General features: G+C 67.6%; 15 protein-coding genes. 5 read left to right on the top strand and 10 right to left on the bottom strand.

Features of this window, described 5'->3' with window-relative positions:
* Window positions 1–357 precede the first annotated feature (357 nt).
* A complete protein-coding gene (locus IEY07_RS06480) occupies window positions 358–1137 on the top strand; it encodes a ThuA domain-containing protein (protein ID WP_229669769.1) in 780 nt (259 codons plus the stop codon).
* A gap of 13 nt (window positions 1138–1150) precedes the next feature.
* Window positions 1151–2272, top strand: a complete 1122-nt coding sequence (locus tag IEY07_RS06475; protein WP_188894321.1) for a Gfo/Idh/MocA family protein — start codon at window positions 1151–1153, stop codon at window positions 2270–2272.
* 98 nt (window positions 2273–2370) lie between these two features.
* Here the strand turns inward: IEY07_RS06475 and IEY07_RS06470 are convergent, their stop codons facing one another.
* On the bottom strand, window positions 2371–2532 hold the full coding sequence (locus IEY07_RS06470; protein WP_188894320.1) for a hypothetical protein: 162 nt from the start codon (window positions 2530–2532) through the stop codon (window positions 2371–2373).
* 117 nt (window positions 2533–2649) lie between these two features.
* Between IEY07_RS06470 and serA the strand changes: the two genes are divergently transcribed.
* Window positions 2650–3855 carry a phosphoglycerate dehydrogenase gene (gene serA / locus IEY07_RS06465; protein WP_188894319.1) on the top strand — a complete coding sequence of 402 codons (1206 nt, stop codon included), beginning with the start codon at window positions 2650–2652 and terminating at the stop codon, window positions 3853–3855.
* Between the two features lie 88 nt (window positions 3856–3943).
* Here serA and dgoD read toward each other — a convergent pair whose 3' ends face one another.
* The 7 genes from dgoD to IEY07_RS06430 form a co-directional block, all read right to left on the bottom strand.
* Window positions 3944–5092 (bottom strand): galactonate dehydratase, encoded by a 1149-nt coding sequence (gene dgoD / locus IEY07_RS06460; RefSeq protein ID WP_188894318.1) that lies wholly within the window; start codon window positions 5090–5092, stop codon window positions 3944–3946.
* A 77-nt stretch (window positions 5093–5169) separates the two neighbouring features.
* Window positions 5170–5925, bottom strand: coding sequence for a 3-hydroxybutyrate dehydrogenase (locus IEY07_RS06455; RefSeq protein WP_188894317.1), 756 nt, complete (start codon window positions 5923–5925; stop codon window positions 5170–5172).
* A 2-nt stretch (window positions 5926–5927) separates the two neighbouring features.
* Window positions 5928–7328: an MFS transporter gene (locus IEY07_RS06450; protein ID WP_188894316.1), complete on the bottom strand. Its 1401-nt coding sequence runs from the start codon at window positions 7326–7328 to the stop codon at window positions 5928–5930.
* 187 nt (window positions 7329–7515) lie between these two features.
* Window positions 7516–8355, bottom strand: a complete 840-nt coding sequence (locus IEY07_RS06445; RefSeq protein ID WP_188894315.1) for an inositol monophosphatase family protein — start codon at window positions 8353–8355, stop codon at window positions 7516–7518.
* A gap of 10 nt (window positions 8356–8365) precedes the next feature.
* Complete coding sequence (gene rsgA / locus IEY07_RS06440; protein WP_229669768.1) at window positions 8366–9376, bottom strand: ribosome small subunit-dependent GTPase A; 1011 nt, start codon at window positions 9374–9376, stop codon at window positions 8366–8368.
* Window positions 9373–10698: a 3-phosphoshikimate 1-carboxyvinyltransferase gene (gene aroA, locus IEY07_RS06435; protein WP_188894314.1), complete on the bottom strand. Its 1326-nt coding sequence runs from the start codon at window positions 10696–10698 to the stop codon at window positions 9373–9375. Before aroA ends, rsgA begins: the two co-directional genes overlap by 4 nt.
* A gap of 23 nt (window positions 10699–10721) precedes the next feature.
* Window positions 10722–11588, bottom strand: coding sequence for a DoxX family protein (locus IEY07_RS06430; RefSeq protein WP_188894313.1), 867 nt, complete (start codon window positions 11586–11588; stop codon window positions 10722–10724).
* A gap of 62 nt (window positions 11589–11650) precedes the next feature.
* On the opposite strand from IEY07_RS06430, the gene IEY07_RS06425 reads away from it, so the two are divergent.
* Together IEY07_RS06425 and IEY07_RS06420 are read left to right on the top strand one after the other, a co-directional pair.
* On the top strand, window positions 11651–12409 hold the full coding sequence (locus tag IEY07_RS06425) for an SOS response-associated peptidase (RefSeq protein ID WP_188894312.1): 759 nt from the start codon (window positions 11651–11653) through the stop codon (window positions 12407–12409).
* Window positions 12409–13080, top strand: a complete 672-nt coding sequence (locus IEY07_RS06420) for an alpha/beta hydrolase family protein (RefSeq protein WP_229669767.1) — start codon at window positions 12409–12411, stop codon at window positions 13078–13080. The genes IEY07_RS06425 and IEY07_RS06420 overlap by 1 nt, the downstream gene beginning before the upstream one ends.
* Window positions 13081–13113: 33 nt before the next feature.
* On the opposite strand, the gene IEY07_RS06415 is transcribed toward IEY07_RS06420, so the two are convergent.
* Together IEY07_RS06415 and IEY07_RS06410 are read right to left on the bottom strand one after the other, a co-directional pair.
* Window positions 13114–14541, bottom strand: a complete 1428-nt coding sequence (locus IEY07_RS06415) for a lactate racemase domain-containing protein (protein ID WP_188894311.1) — start codon at window positions 14539–14541, stop codon at window positions 13114–13116.
* Window positions 14538–15938 carry an MFS transporter gene (locus tag IEY07_RS06410; RefSeq protein ID WP_188894310.1) on the bottom strand — a complete coding sequence of 467 codons (1401 nt, stop codon included), beginning with the start codon at window positions 15936–15938 and terminating at the stop codon, window positions 14538–14540. The genes IEY07_RS06415 and IEY07_RS06410 overlap by 4 nt, the downstream gene beginning before the upstream one ends.
* Between the last annotated feature and the right edge of the window lie 17 nt (window positions 15939–15955).

The following is a 15955-nucleotide window of genomic DNA, read 5'->3' as shown; positions in this document are numbered from 1 at the left end:
CCTCACGCCCGTGCCCTCGCTTCCCGGGCAAGAGAAGCGCGGGCATGGAGGGGAAGCGAGGGGTCTCCCGGGCGGACCGAAGTGAAGCGAGGGCACATACGCGCGGACTGATGGGAAGCGGTTCCGGCAAGGGCCGGGGTGAGGCCGGGAACACGCGCGGCGCGACTGACCGGAGCCGGAGCACACCCAGACGGCGGTCACAGAGGCTTGGGACGTGACACGATCGGACTATCGCCAGGAGCTTTCTCACCCGGCCCAGGCACAGCTCGTACGACTTCGGAAGGTTCTCGTCCGAATGTCGGAATGGCGGCGAGCCTTCCCTGCGAAATCCTCCGGTCAGTGATCGGATGGGTGGCTGTGAACCAACCGATCCGCGTCACCGTATGGGGCGAGAACTACCACGAAAACAGCGATAACGACCGCGAAGGCATGGCCGAGCGCTATCCGGACGGCATGCACGGCGCGATCGCCGCAGGCCTGACCAAACTCCTCGGCGACGCCGTCGAGGTCCGGACTGCGACCCGCGACCAACCGGAGCACGGCCTCACCGACGAGGTCCTCAACAGCACCGACGTGCTGACCTGGTGGGGACACGTCCGGCACGCCGAGATCGACGATGCCATCGTCGAGAAGGTGCACCAGCGGGTGCTGTCCGGCATGGGCATCCTGTGCCTGCACTCGGCGCACTTCTCCAAGATCTTCAAGAAGCTGATGGGCACCACCTGTTCGCTGGCCTGGCGCAACAGCAACGACACCGAGCTGGTCTGGACGACCTCGCCCGATCACCCGATCGCCGCCGGCGTGCCGAGCCCGATCGTGATCGAGGGCCAGGAGATGTACGGCGAGTACTTCGACATCCCGCAGCCCGACGAGCAGATCTTCATCTCCTCCTTCACCGGCGGCGAGGTCTTCCGCTCCGGCTGTACCTGGAAGCGCGGCAAGGGCAAGGTCTTCTACTTCTCGCCCGGCGACCAGGAGTACCCGGTCTACAACCACCCGGACATCCAGCGGGTGCTGGCCAACGCCGTCCAGTGGGCGGCCCCGGTCTCGAGCACCTTCCAGGTGCCGTCGGTGGTCAACATGGCCCCGCCGAAGTTCGTCGACACCAAGCTCAACCCCGCGCTCAACGCAGAGTAGGACCGTACGTTTCATGAGCAATCCGATTGATGGAAGCAACCTCCGTGCTGGGGTGGTCGGCCTGGGCTGGGCCGGCCAGCAGCACATGAAGGGCTATCACCTGGCCAGCGGGGTCGACCTCGTCGGCCTGGCCGGTCTGGAGACCGACCACCTGCAGCGGCTCGGCGACGAGTACGGCGTCGAGCACCGGTACGCCGAGTGGGCCGACCTGTTCGCCGGCACCCAGCTCGACGTGGTCAGCGTCTGCACCCCGCCGTCGCTGCACGCCCCGATCGCCATCGCTGCGCTCGAGGCCGGGATCAACGTCCTCAGCGAGAAGCCGATGGCACTGGACTCGGTCTCCGCCCGGGCCATGGTCGATGCGGCCAAGGCCAATGGCCGGATCCTTGAGGTGTCCTTCAACCATCGCCGCAAGGCGGAGGTGTCGGCCGCCAAGGATCTGATCGACCGCGGCCTGCTGGGCAAGATCTACTACGCCAAGGCCGGCTGGATGCGGCACTCCGGCATCCCGGGCCTGGGCAGCTGGTTCACGCGCAAGGCCACCGCCGGCGGCGGCCCGATGATGGACATCGGCGTACACATGCTCGACATGGCGCTCTACCTGATGGGTGAGCCGGATGTGGCTGCCGTCAGCGCCAGCACGTACGCCGAATTCGGCCCGCGCGGCCGGGGTGGCTCCAACTGGGGCATCACCACCAAGACCGGCGGCGACGGCACCCAGACCTACGAGGTCGAGGACCTGGCCACGGCGTTCGTCCGGATGACCAACGGCGGCACCCTGCTGCTGGAGAGCAGCTGGGCCCAGGGGGTCGGCCACGACGACATGTACGTGACCCTGTTCGGTACCGAGGGTGGCGCCGAGCTGACCTGGAACCCGCCGGGCCCGCAGATCAAGGCATGGACCCAGGTCGAGGGTGTCGATGCCACGCTGCAACCGCGGCTCGGTCCCAACGGAGGTCATACCGAGGCGGTCGCCGACTTCGTCAGCGCGGTCCGGGCCGGCGAACTCGCCGGCCATCAGGGTGACGAGGCGCTGACCCGCGCCCTGATCGTCGACGCCGCCTACCGGTCGGCCGACGATTCGGCCGAGATCCGGGTCGAACCCCGCTCCGGCGAGGGGTCACAAACTCACTGATATTGGCGGCGTGTCGTGCGCAGCACCGAATGTGGATCCTCGGGCGCACGACACGCCGCAGATAGTGAGTATTTAGCGACCCCTCGGCAGGAGGGGAGTCAGGTGACCAGCAGCACGACGACCAGTCCGAGGATGCCGTGGCCGATCGCGACCCAGGCAGCGCACAGCGAACCGACCGCGATCGTCACGACGCCGGTAGCGAACGCCAACACCAGTGCGATCAGCAGGGCCTGGTTGGTCTGCGGACCGGGGGAGTGCACCAGCGTGCCCGCCAGGCCCTCGCCCGCCGCTGCCCGTCCCGCCGAAGGCGCATACGACTGTTATATGTCGCGAGACGATCCGACGTGTTCCGACCGGAACCAAATAGACTGCCGTGCGTGAAGGCGCTGCTTCTGGAGAACATCCATTCCGAGGCCCGACGGCTGCTGGCCGAGCGCGGGTTCGAGGTCGAGACGCGCAAGGGCGCGCTCGACGGCGACGAGCTGGTCGAGGCACTGCAGGGCATCGACCTGCTGGGCATCAGGTCCAAGACCCAGGTCACTCGCGAGGTCCTGGAACAGTCTCCGCAGCTGCTCGCGGTCGGTGCCTTCTGCATCGGCACCAACCAGATCGATCTGACCACGGCGGCCGACCGGGGCGTCGCCGTCTTCAACGCCCCGTATTCCAACACCCGCAGCGTGGTGGAGCTGGCGATCGCCGAGATCATCGCGATGGCCCGGCACCTGACTGACAAGAATGCGGCGTTGCATGCCGGGATCTGGGACAAGTCCGCGAAGGGCGCCCATGAGGTACGCGGCCGGACTCTCGGCATCGTCGGCTACGGCAACATCGGCAGCCAGCTCTCCGTGGTCGCCGAGGCACTCGGCATGCAGGTCTACTTCTACGATGTCGCCGACAAGCTTGCGCTCGGCAACGCCCGCCGGTGCTCTACCTTGGACGAGTTGCTGGAGAAGGCCGAGACGATCAGCCTGCACGTCGACGGCCGCGCCGCCAACAGCCACCTCTTCGGCGCTGAGCAGTTCGCCAAGATGCGGCCCCGCAGCCTGTTCCTGAATCTGTGCCGTGGGCCGGTCGTCGATCATGAAGCGCTCCGGGATGCACTGCTCAGCGGGCAACTCGCGGGTGCCGCGATCGACGTCTTCCCCGAGGAGCCCAAGACCGCCGGCGATCCGTTCATCTCTTCGCTGCAAGGGATCTCGAATGTGATCCTCACCCCGCATGTCGGCGGCTCGACCGAGGAGGCACAGACAGATATCGGGCAGTACGTCGCCGGAAAGTTGCGCGATTACGTCGCCGACGCCAACACCACGATGTCGGTGAACCTGCCCCAGGTGGCGGTCACCGAGCGGATGTCGGCAGCACGCATCCTGCACGTGCACCAGAACGTTCCCGGTGTGCTGGCGACGACCAACGGCATCCTGGCCGACTTCGGCGCCAACATCGAGAGCCAGACCCTCAATACCCGCGGCACCCTCGGAGTCGTGGTGACCGACGTCGGGTCGCAGTTGTCGGACGAACTGGTCGAGAAGTTGCGGCAACTCCCGGAGACCGTCTCGCTGCGGGTGATCACCGACCCGGTGTGATCAGGAGTCCTTGATCAGGGTCAGCCATCCAGCAACGCCGGGTAGATAGCTAGCTTATGCAGTTGGCTGACGTCAATCGCCAGCCAACTCACCACTCGGCGAAGGACCCGTCCGCGTGCCTCCAGACCGGGTTGTGCCAGTTATGGCTGTCCATGGCCTTCCGGCGCACCACGTCCTCGTCGATCTCGATACCCAGCCCCGGCCCGGTGAGCCGGGCGATCGAGCTGTCGGCGAATTCGAAGACGCCGGGATCGACCAGATAGTCCAGCAGCTCCGAGCCCACTGCGTTGTAGTGGATGCCCAGGCTGGTCTCCTGGATGATCGCGTTGGGGCTGGCGAAGTCGACCTGCAGGCAGGACGCGAAGGCGATCGGGCCGAGGGGACAGTGCGGGGCCAGCGAGACTCCGTACGTCTCGGCGGCGGCTGCGATCCGGCGTACCTCGGAGATGCCGCCGGCGTGAGACAGATCGGGTTGGACGACGGCGATCCCGGTCCTTAGCACCTCGCGGAAGTCCCAGCGGGAGTAGAGCCGCTCGCCGGTGGCGATCGGGATGGTGGTGGCCTCGGTGATCTTGGCCAGGTCGAGCTGCAGCTCCGGGACGACGGGTTCCTCGACGAAGAGCGGATGCAGCGGCTCGAGCTCGTGGCAGGCGACCCGGGCCAGCGCGGGGGAGAAGCGGCCGTGGAAGTCGATGCCGATGTCAACTGCGTCGCCGACTGCGTCACGGACGGCGGCGACCCGCTCGACGATGCCCTTGATCTCCGCGCGGGATTCCAGCGCCCGCATCTTGCCGCCGCCGTTCATCTTGACGGCGTCGTAGCCCTGCTCGACCCGCTGCCGGGCCGACTCGGCGAGCTGACCGGGCTCGTCGCCGCCGATCCAGCCGTAGATCCGCTGCCGCTGCCGCACCGGGCCGCCGAGCAGCTCGTGGATCGGCAGTCCGAGCGCCTTGCCCTTGATGTCCCACAGCGCCTGGTCGATTCCGGCGACCGCGCTGGAGAGCACCGGGCCGCCCCGGTAGAAGCCGCCTTTGATCAACGTCTGCCAGTGATCTTCGATCGGGCTCGGGTCCTTGCCGATCAGGAATCCGGACAGTTCCCTGATCGCCGCGGCCACTGTGGCCGCTTTGCCCTCGACGATCGGCTCACCCCAGCCGGTGATCCCCTCATCGGTACGGACGGCCAGGAACAACCAGCGGGGTTCGACGATGAACGTTTCCAGAGCAGTGATCTGCATGGATTTCATTCTCGCCCACCCGGATCCGCAGCGGTTGCCGGGTGTCGATCATGATCAGATCGTGAACAGCCCGCCGGCTAACTCGCGCTCCAGCCGCCGTCGACCGTGTAGGAGGCACCAGTGACCATGGACGCCGAATCGCCGGCCAGCCAGCGGGCGAGCGAACCGATGTCGGCGGGGTCGATCAACTTCTTGATCGAGGCGTGGGCCAGCATCACCTGCTCGACCACCGCGTCCTCCGCGATCCCGTGGGTCTTGGCCTGATCGGCGATCTGGCCCTGCACCAGTGCCGTCCGGACGTAGCCGGGGTTGATGCAGTTGCTGGTGACGCCGTGCGGACCACCCTCGAGCGCGGTGACCTTGGACAGGCCCTCGAGGCCGTGTTTCGCTGCCACATAAGCGCTCTTGTACGCCGAGGCCCGCAGCCCGTGCACCGAGGAGATGTTGATCACCCGTCCCCAGCCGGACTCGTACATGTGCGGCAGCGCGGCCCTGACCAACAGGAACGGCGCCTCCAGCATCAATGTGAGGATCCGCCGGAACGCCGCCGGTTCGAACTGCTCGATCGGCGCCACGGTCTGGATGCCGGCGTTGTTGATCAGGATGTCGCAGTCCAGCTGCAGCGACTCGAGTGCGGCGGTGTCCAACAGGTCGACCTGCCAGGACCGGCCGCCCAACTCGTCGGCGACCCGGCGGGCTCCGTCGCCGTCGCGGTCGGCGATGATCACCGACGCACCGGCATCGGCCAGCGCCCGGGCGCATGCGGCGCCGATGCCTGCGGCGCCGCCGGTGACCAGTGCCGTACGGCCTGCCAGATCACGATCTCCAGCCATGGTCAGGACCCTACCGGTGGGATACCTCCGGCCGGCGCGACCCCTTCGGCAACCAGCCGGTCGTGATCATCGCGATCCAGGGAGTGCAGCGAGATTCCCCTGGTTTCGCGGGCGGCAGCGATCGCCACACCGGTGATCACACAGCAGGCCAGGACGTAGAGGGCGACCGGTGTGGAGGAACCGTACGCACTGAGCAGCGCAGCCGCGATCAGCGGTGACCAGGAGCCTGCAACCACCGAGCTGACCTGGGCGCCGAACGAGACGCCGGAGTACCGCATCCGGGTCGGGAACATCTCGGCCATCGCAGCCGCCTGGCCGGAATACATCATGCTGTGCCCGACCAGCCCCAGGGTCACCGCCAGCACGATGATGCCGGTCGAACCGCTGTCGAACATCGTGAACGCATAGAAGCCCCAGGCGGCCGACAACACCGTGCCGACCGCATAGACCGGACGTCGTCCCACCACATCGGTGAGCCGGCCCCAGAGCAACATCAGACAGAACTCGACGGCGTGGGCGATGCCCATCGCGAAGAGGATGGTCTTGGTCTCGACGCCGGTGACTTTCACGGAGAGGTAGGTGATCGAGAAGGTGACGATGACGTAGTAGACGACGTTCTCCGCGAGCCGCAGCCCGACCGCGGTGAGCACGCCGCGCGGGTAACGCTTGATCACCTCCAGGACGCCGTACCGCTTGGACTCGTCGGCCTCGAGGTCTGCCTGTGCTTGCTTGAAGATAGGGGCATCGGAGACCTTGGTCCGGACGTACCAGCCGACGAAGACGATGATCGCGGACAGGAAGAACGCGATCCGCCACCCCCAGCCCAGGAAGGCGGAGTCGGACAGCGCACCCGACAGGATCCACAGCACGATCGTCGCCAGCAGGTTGCCGCCGGGCACACCTGCCTGGGTCCAACTGCCCCAGTAGCCGCGACTCCTGTCCGGCGCGTGCTCGGTGATCAACAATGCCGCGCCACCCCACTCGCCGCCGACTGCGAAGCCCTGGATGAAGCGCAGCACGACCAGCAGGATCGGCGCAAGGTAGCCGACCGCGCCGAAGGTCGGCAGACTGCCCATCAGGAAGGTCGCGGCACCCACCATCAGGATGCTGATCTGCAGCAGGTGCTTGCGGCCGTACTTGTCGCCGAAGTGGCCGAAGACCAGACCACCCACGGGTCGGGCGATGAAGCCGACGGCATAGGTGAGGAAGGCCTTGATGATGCCGTCGAGGGGATTGTCGGACTCGGGGAAGAAGATCTTGCCGAACACCAGCGTCGATGCCGTGCCGTACAAGAAGAATTCGTACCATTCGACGACCGTGCCGGCCATCGAGGCGGTGACGATCTTGCCGAGGCCCTGCGGCTTGCCCGGCGCGGAGGATGCAGCGTTGGACGAGGTAGCCATTGTTTCTCCTGGTCGACTCTGACCTGCAAGAAAATTCCTGGTTACCGCTGAGTATCGCCGGATGATCACCGATCCGCAACGCAGCACCGCGCCGGGTGCGCGGAATCTTGATCGAAAGTGGTTACAAGATCAAGTTGTCTACCCCGACATCCGGCGCGAAGATCAAGTAATCGTCAGTTTGCGACGATCACGATTCCGTGCCCGTTTCGTCCGGGGCGTCGGGATCGTCTGACGATGCGAGCCGGCTGAGCAGCTCGTCGTGCAGCCGACCGTTCGACGCGTACGCCCCAGTGCCGTTCGGCCCCGGCTTGCCGTCCAGATCGGTGAACCTGCCACCGGCCTCGGTGACCACGATCGAGCAGGCGGCCATGTCGTGCAACTCCAACTCGGGCTCGCAGGCAAGATCGACAGCGCCCTCGGCGAGCAGCATGTAGGACCAGAAATCGCCGAAGGCCCGGGTCCGCCAGCAGTCCCGCAACAAGTCGACGAATCCCTGTCCGATGCCCGAGGTGATCCAGCCGTCCAGCGACGAATAGCTCAAGGAGGCGTCGGAGATCTTCGCCACGTCGGAAACATGGATGGGGCTGGCCGACATCAGCGACTTGCCCATGTAGGCGCCGCCGTCGAGGCTGGCCCACCACCGGCGACCGAGCGCCGGCGCACTGACCACACCGACCACCGGCTGGTCCTCGATCATCAGGCTGATCAGCGTGGCCCAGACCGGCACTCCGCGCACGTAGTTCTTGGTGCCGTCGATAGGGTCGATCACCCACCGCCGCGGACCCCAGCCGGTGTCGTCCAGCTCCTCGCCGTGCACGGCGTCCCGCGGCCTGGCGCGGCCGAGTGTGCGGCGAAGGGCTTCCTCGACCGAGGTGTCGGCATCGGTGACCGGCGTCAGGTCCGGTTTGGACGTGACGTGCAGGTCGAGTGCCTTGAACCGGCTCATCGTGATCGAATCGGCGTCGTCGGCGAGCAGGTGGGCAAGCCGCAGGTCATCGGTCAACTTGGCGGTGGGCACAGCAGGCATAGCGCTGAGATTACTGTTCCCCGCTCAACATCCGTCGGAAGGAGGCCACTCGTGCCGCCGACAGGTCGCCGCGGGCGACCGCAGCGTCCAGGCCGCAGTCGGGCGCGTCCGCCCCGTGGGTGCACCCGCGCGGGCAATCGGAGACGAAGCGGTCGAGGTCCTCGAAGGCCGCGACGATGCGGTCCCGGGACACGTGGCTCAGCCCGAACGACCGGACGCCCGGGGTGTCGATCACCCAGCCGGGATCCGCTTCCGGATCCTCGGCCAGTGCCGGAAGCCGCATCGCGTACGCGGCGGTCGAGGTGTGCCGGCCCTTGCCGGTCACCTCGTTGACCTCGCCGGTGGTCCGGTGCGCGTCCGGGATCAGAGCGTTCACGAGAGTCGACTTGCCGACCCCGGAGTGGCCGATGAAGACGCTCCGCTGGCCCGCCAGCCGGGCCCGTAGGCCGCTCAGGTCGGCGCCCGGCCGGGTGATCTCGATCGGCACGTCCAACGGCTCGTACAGCGCGACCAGGTTGTCGGGGGAGCCGAGATCCGATTTCGTCAGGCAGAGCAGGGGGCGCAGCCCGGCGTCATAGCCCGCAACCAGGCAGCGGTCGATCATCCCGGTCCGGGGCGGCGGATCGGCCAGCGCGCTGACGATCACCATCTGGGTCGCATTGGCCACGATCGGGCGTTCGTACGGATCGTCGTCGTCCGCGGTTCGTCGCAGCACGGTGGCCCGGTCGAGAACCTCGACGACCCTGGCGAGCGTGCCCTCCTCGCCGGAGGTGTCGCCGACCAGGCGGGCGCGGTCGCCGACGATCACGCCCTTGCGGCCGAGCTGGCGGGCTTTGGCGGCGATCACCTCGTGCGGATCGGATTCCCCGACCAGGCAGGTGTAGCGGCCGCGGTCGATGGTGATCACCATGCCGACCTCGGCGTCGGAGTAGTCCGGTCTGATCTTGGTGCGTGGTCGGGTCCGGCGCTGCGGTCTTTCGAACCGAGCATGATCATCTTCACCGACCACGCGCGGCGTCACGCCCGACCAGCCTCCTCTTCGGCGGCGACGCTGTCGGCGAGCATGCCGGTCCACAGATCGACGAAATCGGGCATCGTCTTGGAGACGCACTCGACGTCGTCGAGCTGGATGTCATCGATCACCAGCCCCAGCAACGCGCCGGCGGTGACCATCCGATGGTCGGCGTAGGTGAGCCAAGTGTTGCTGCGCAGCAGCTTGGGATGGATCACCAGCCCGTCGTCGGTCTGCCGAACTTCGGCACCGACGGCGGTGAGGTCGGTCTCCAGCGCGGCCAACCGGTCGGTCTCGTGGCCGCGGATGTGTGCCACGCCGTGGATGCGGCTGGTGTGGTCGGCCAATGCCGCCAGCACCGCGGCGACCATGGTCAGCTCCGACGCATCGTGCAGGTCAAGATCAACGGCCTCCAGCTTGTCAGTGCCCTGCACCGTCAACAGGTCACCGTCGAGACTGACGTCGGCCCCGAAAAGGGCCAGCACGTCGGTGATCGCAGCACCCGGCTGGTTGGACTCCCGCGGCCAGCGGGGCACATTGATCCGGCCGCCGGTCACCGCAGCAGCGGCCAGGAACGGCGCGGCATTGGCAAGGTCAGGTTCGATCACGAATTCGCCGGCGGCGATGGTGCCAGGGTGGACGATCCAGTGATCGGCTTCCGGCTCCTCGATCACCACGCCGCGATCGCGCAGCATCTGGACGGTCATGTCGATGTTCGGCCGGCTCGGCACCCAAGGACCCTGGTGGCGCAGGTCGAGCCCACCAGCGAACCGGGCTCCCGCGAGCAGCAGCCCGGAGACGTACTGGCTGGTCGCCGAGGAGTCGACGACGACCTCACCGCCGGGGAGATCGGGGCGCCCGGTGATCGTGAACGGCAGCCCATTGGCCGCGATCTCCACAGCTGCCCCCGCCGCGTTCAGGCCCTCGAGGAGACCGCCCATCGGGCGAACCCGGACCTCTCCGCCGTCGAGAACCGCAACCTCGCCGGTGAAAGTCGTCGCCCCAGCGGCCAGCGCCGCGACCGGCGGCAGGAACCGCATCACGGTCCCGGCCAGGCCGCAGTCGATCTCCGCGGCGGGGCTGAATTCCGACGGCGGGGTGATTTCCCAGCGGTTATCGTGTTCGGTGATCACGACTCCGAGAGCGCGCAGTCCGTCGCGCATCAGTCGGGTGTCCCGGGCGTCGAGGCCGCCGGTGATCACCGACGGCCCGTCGGCCAGGGCAGCCAGGATCAGGGCGCGGTTGGTCTCGGACTTGGATCCGGGAATGCTGACCGTCGCATTGACGGGAACCGGAGCCAGTGGCGCGGTCCAGGGTCGGGAATCGGGCATGGCTCCAGGTGTCTTCTTCGCGGTCAGTTCGAGCCCAGCTGGATGTGCTCGCCCAGCTGGCTCCGGGCATCCTCGGCGCGCTTGCGGACGTTCTTGCCGGCATCGCCCGCCGCCTCGAGCGCCCGCTGCTGCACCGCGGCCGTGGACTTCTGCAGCTTCTTCTTGTTCTTCTTCGCCGACTTCCGGGCGGCCTTGCGCGCTTCCTCGGCTCGCTTCAACCCGTCCTTGCGCGCCTGTTCGGCCCGCTTGGCGGCCTGTTTGCGTGCCTTGCGCCCCTCGGTCACCACCTCCTCGACGGCATCGCCGAGCACGTCGGAGACGGCTGCGAAACCGGTACCGAGGGCGGCTGTCGCGGTCTGGCTGCGACGGTTCTGCTTGAGCGCCTTCTTGGCTGCCTTGCGGGCCTTCCGGGTGCGCTTGACGGCCAGTTCGCGACCCTCGTTGGCACGCCAGACCAGGCCCGGCTTGCCCTCGGTGTCCCGAGCAGCGATGATCACGCCGCCCAACAGGCCGACGTTCTTGACGAACTGCTGGCGCTCGTGGACCTTCTCGTCCTGGCTGCCGGCACGCCAGAACGGGTGCCGCGCGATCGTTGTCGGGACCAGCGACAGGGCCAGCAGCCCGGCGCCGAACCGGCGCCCTTTGCCGGTAGCCAACGCCAGCCCGCCGGCCACCTGGACGGCGCCATTGAGCCGGACCAGCAGAGCGGTGTCCTCGGGGATGAACCCGGCGACCTCGGCCGGAGCAAAGCGCTTGACGGCCGGCACGAGCCGATCGGTCAACGGCTCGGCATCGGGCACGAACTCCTCAGGTCTGCGGATTGCCCGGATCCCGCTGAGCACGAAATAGCTGGACAGCATGGTTCGGCCGACGGCCCGTACAAGAGTCATATCCTCATTCCTAACACAGCGGTGCTCGGGCATGGGTGGAACGCTCGACTACGGTACCCAATATGTGTGGCAGGTACGCGTCCTCGGCCTCGCCCGATGAGTTGGCCGAGGAGTACGAGGTCGACGACATCGTCGGCGAGCTTCCCGGTGCGGACTACAACGTCGCGCCGACGGTCGAGGTTCCCGCGATCCTGGAGCGCAAGGCCAAGGACAGCCGGGACGTATGCCGACGGTTGACCCCGCTGGTCTGGGGTCTGGTGCCGTCGTGGGCGAAGACCCGCGGTACCGGTGCGAAGATGATCAACGCCCGGTTCGAGACGGTCGCCGAGAAGCCGGCCTTCAAGCGAGCCTGCGCCGTCCGCCGCTGCCTGCTCCCTGCCGACGGCTACTACGAGTGGTACGAGCCGGAGGGCAGTTCGGGGAGCAAACCGCGCAAGCAACCCTTCTTCATCCACCGGGCCGACGGCGGGCGGCTGGCGATGGCAGGCCTGTACGAGATCTGGCGCGACCCGGACAAGGACAAGGACGACGACTCGGCCTGGTTGCGGACCTGTACGGTGATCACCACCCGGGCCACCGACGCGGTCGGGCACATTCACGACCGGATGCCGATGGTGGTCACCCCGGATCGCTGGGACGCCTGGCTGGACCCGGGGCAGACCGACCCGGGAGCAGCCCGCGATCTGCTGGTCGTCACCGAGCCGGCGATGCTGGAGGCGTACGCGGTGTCCGCGCTGGTCAGCAATGTCAAGAACAACGGACCCCAGTTGCTGGAGCCATTGGCCGAGGATCCGGCCAGGGACGAGGAGACGCTCTTCTGATGCCCGGAGCCGAAGACCGGATCCTGGAAGTGGACACCCCGGAGGGTCCGGGCCGGTTCTTCATCGCCGACGCCGACGACCCGGCGGCACTGTTGATCATGGGACATGGTGCCGGTGGCGGGGTGGACGCCGTCGATCTCTCGGTGCTGTCGAGCCGGCTTCCCGAGCACGGCATCACTGTTGCCCGCTTCGAACAGCCCTGGCGCACGGCCGGCAAGAAGGTCGCCAGCCCGCCGCCGCGGCTCGACAGCGCCTGGACCGGCGCGGTGCCTGCGTTGCTGGCCGGATCCGCCGGCCTGCCGTATTTCTTCGGCGGTCGGAGCGCGGGTGCCCGGGTCGCCTGCCGGACTGCGCCGGGTTTCACCGACGTCCGTGGCGTCGTCTGTTGTGCCTTTCCGCTGCACCCGCCGGGCCGACCAGATCGCAGTCGGGCCGGCGAACTGCTCGGTGCCGGGGTCCCGCGACTGGTGATCCAGGGCGAGCGCGACACCTTCGGTGGCCCCGACGAGGTGCGGGCCGTGATCACCGAGACCGATCCGATCACGATCATCGAGGTACCGGGCGCCGACCACTCGATGCGAACCCCGAAGTCGGCGCCGATCACTCCGGTCGAGGTGCGCGATCTGATCACCGTCTCGGTGATCGACTTCGTACGATCAGCCGGGTCCTGAGCTTGTCGCCGGGTCCTGAGCGCGGTCGTAGGATCAGCGGGCGGCCAGATGGTAAGCAGGCTTGGAGAGTTGCGGGATCACGAGCACCCGCGGATTCCCGCCGACGTATTGCTCCGCGGCGGCCAGGGCCGCCTCGACGCTGCCGATCGGGATGCATCCCATCCCCTCGGCAAAGCGCGCCTCCTGCGCGCCTGCGATGAAGATCGCCGCCGCGGCGTTGGTCGCGACACCGCCCATGTAGGCCATCGAGAAGGCGTGGAACGGGTGGTAGGCGGCACCCGAACGGTACGCATCCACCCACTCCCGCCGGGTCGCGTACGACTCCTCGAAGCGGACGAGATCAGCAGCGGATTCCACGGTCTGCAAGGCGTCGTAGAGCGGCACCGTCGCCGGGAACTCCGGCTCGTTGAAGTAGCCGTCGCAGACCGACGCGGCGATGATCACCGGCCCACCCCGCTCGGACCTGGGCCGCAACGCCGACCCCGCGCGAGCGACAGCCGCACCGATCGCCTGGGTCATCAGGATCGGATTGGAGCCCATCCCGCCGCCGTAGTGGAAATTCCGGGGCATGCCAAGGACCAGCACGTCCGCGGGCGGGCCGTCCAGCGTGACCTCGGTACGCCGCCGAGCGAGCGGCCAGGTCGCCTGCTCGACCGGCGTGATCGCGCCGGCGCTGACCTGCACCTGCCGGGACTGTGCGTCGAGCACGGCGTCGACGCTGAAGAACGGCCGACCCATCGCCTGCTCCATCGCTCTGCCGATCGCCTCGAGCTGGTGGCGGAAGTGACTGTGCGTCGAGGCGGGGACGAAGTCGGGACGATGCATGGTGCCGGGGGAGTGATGGGCCCGGATCGAGCGCCAGGTGGTCAGGCCGGTCGCGGGCATCTTGTAGCCGCCGCTGAAACCGCCGTACGGGTTGCCGGAGGTGTGGCCCAGCAGGACGGTCAGGTCTGACTCGGCCAGCAGCCTGTTGAACTGCACCGGATCGCCATGCCGGGAGAGCCCGGCGTCGGCGATCCCCGGATCCTCCGCGTCGTGGTTGACGATCTGCCCCGGGTCGAGTCGATCAAGGACTGCCGGGCCGAGCAGTGCTGCGAACTCCTCGGCGGTGTTCTTGCGGTGCAGGCCGATCGCGCAGACCAGGGTGATGTCACCGGATCGGACGCCGGCGCGTTCCAGTTCGTCCAGCACCAGGGGGATCGCGACCCGACGGTGCGCGGTTTCGTGGATACCGCCCTTGACCCGGTCCGGGAAGGCGATGGTGATCTTGGAACCGGGCCCGACCTGATCCGCGATCGGCGGCAGGCCCAAGGGGGCGCGGAGCGCGTCCCGGGTGGCTGCCACCGGGTCGGAGAGTGGCTCGGGCTCCTGGTGTGCGCGGCCGGCGATGATCTCGATCGCGGTGTCAGGAACCTGCGCATCGATCTCGTGGTCGCCGTACTCCAGCCGGACGGTTCTCATCGGGTGATCGCCTCCTGGGGCTCGTCCTCGACCTCCGCGGTCAGCGGATTCCACTTGATCAACAGTACGGCGAGCAACCCGACAGCGGGGATGATCGTCAGCCATCCCATGGTCCCGGCCAGACCGACCGATGCCAACAGCAGCGGGAAGATGTAGAAACCGAGGATGCTGCCGACCCGGGACATGCTCTCGGCCCAGCCCGTGCCGGTGCCGCGCAACCGGGTCGGGTAGGAGAGCGCTGCCATCGTCTTGCCCTGGGGTCCGGGACCGAAGGACTGGCCGAGGACGAAGAGGGCGACCAGGCCGGTGGAGATCCAGACGCTGATCGAATCGCTGCCGAAGGCCAGGCTCACCGTGCAGACGATGATCAACACGTAGCCGATCCCGGCCAGCAGGCGCATCCCCAGCCGACCGGTGACCAACGACTGCAAGACGCCGCCGACGATCCCGAAGAGGTTGATGATCAAGGTCGCCAGGATCGTGTCGGTCAGGTCGTCACCGAACAGCACCGCCGCGACCGTCGGGATGTAGAAGCCGACCGCGAAATACTGTGCGGCCTGGGTGCCCGAGATGATGGATGCCAGCGCGGTCCGGCGGCGGTAGTGCGATGTGAAGAGCTCCTTGGTCCGCCGCCAGGCAGCCTCCGCGCCGTGGTCGGCGCCATCGCCGGCTGCGGGCTGGACGTCGACGCTGACGTGATAACTGGATTCCAGGATCCGGGCTGCCTCTCCCAAGCCGAGATTGTGAGCCGCCCACATCGGGCTCTCCTCGGTGAACCGCAGTCGCAGCAGCAGGACCACCAGGGCTGGAACGGCGCCGAGCCCGACCAGCCAGCGCCACAGGTTCGCAGCACCCGCACCGAGGAAGATCGGCAACGCGATCGCCGCGGCCGCGCACACCGCGATGTACCACATCGCCTGCCAAAAGTTGACGAAGTTGCCTTTGCGGCGCCGGTTGGTGAATTCGGCGACGAAGCTGAAGGACGCCGGCATGTCGATCCCGACCCCGACGCCGAGGAAGAAGCGACAGACGACCAGGAAGCCGTAGTTGGGCGACAGGCCGGCGGCGACCGCAGCGACCACGAACAAGATCAGGTCGAGGATGAAGATCTTGTAGCGGCCGAGCCGGTCGACCAGCGGGCCGCCGACGAGTGCGCCGACCAACGCGCCGAAGGCCATCACCGAGGTGAGTAGTCCGACCCGTACGGCGCCGAGCCCCCACTGTTTGGTGAGGCTGCCGATCCCGAGCCCGAGGCTGGTGAAGTCGTAGGCATCGACGAACACGCCACCCAGGGCGATGATCGCCAGCAACCGCGTCCGGCCGGTACCGGTCGGGTGGTCGTTGACATAGTCGATGATGTCCCGGGGCGTACGGACGGTGATCGCCGGTGACGACATCCGAAGGGCTCCTGTCA

Origin of the sequence: Microlunatus endophyticus, from assembly GCF_014646195.1 — a bacterium.
Classification (GTDB): domain Bacteria; phylum Actinomycetota; class Actinomycetes; order Propionibacteriales; family Propionibacteriaceae; genus Microlunatus; species Microlunatus endophyticus.
The sequence above is the reverse complement of the archived record's forward strand: the minus strand, read 5'-3'. Positions and strand labels throughout refer to the sequence as shown.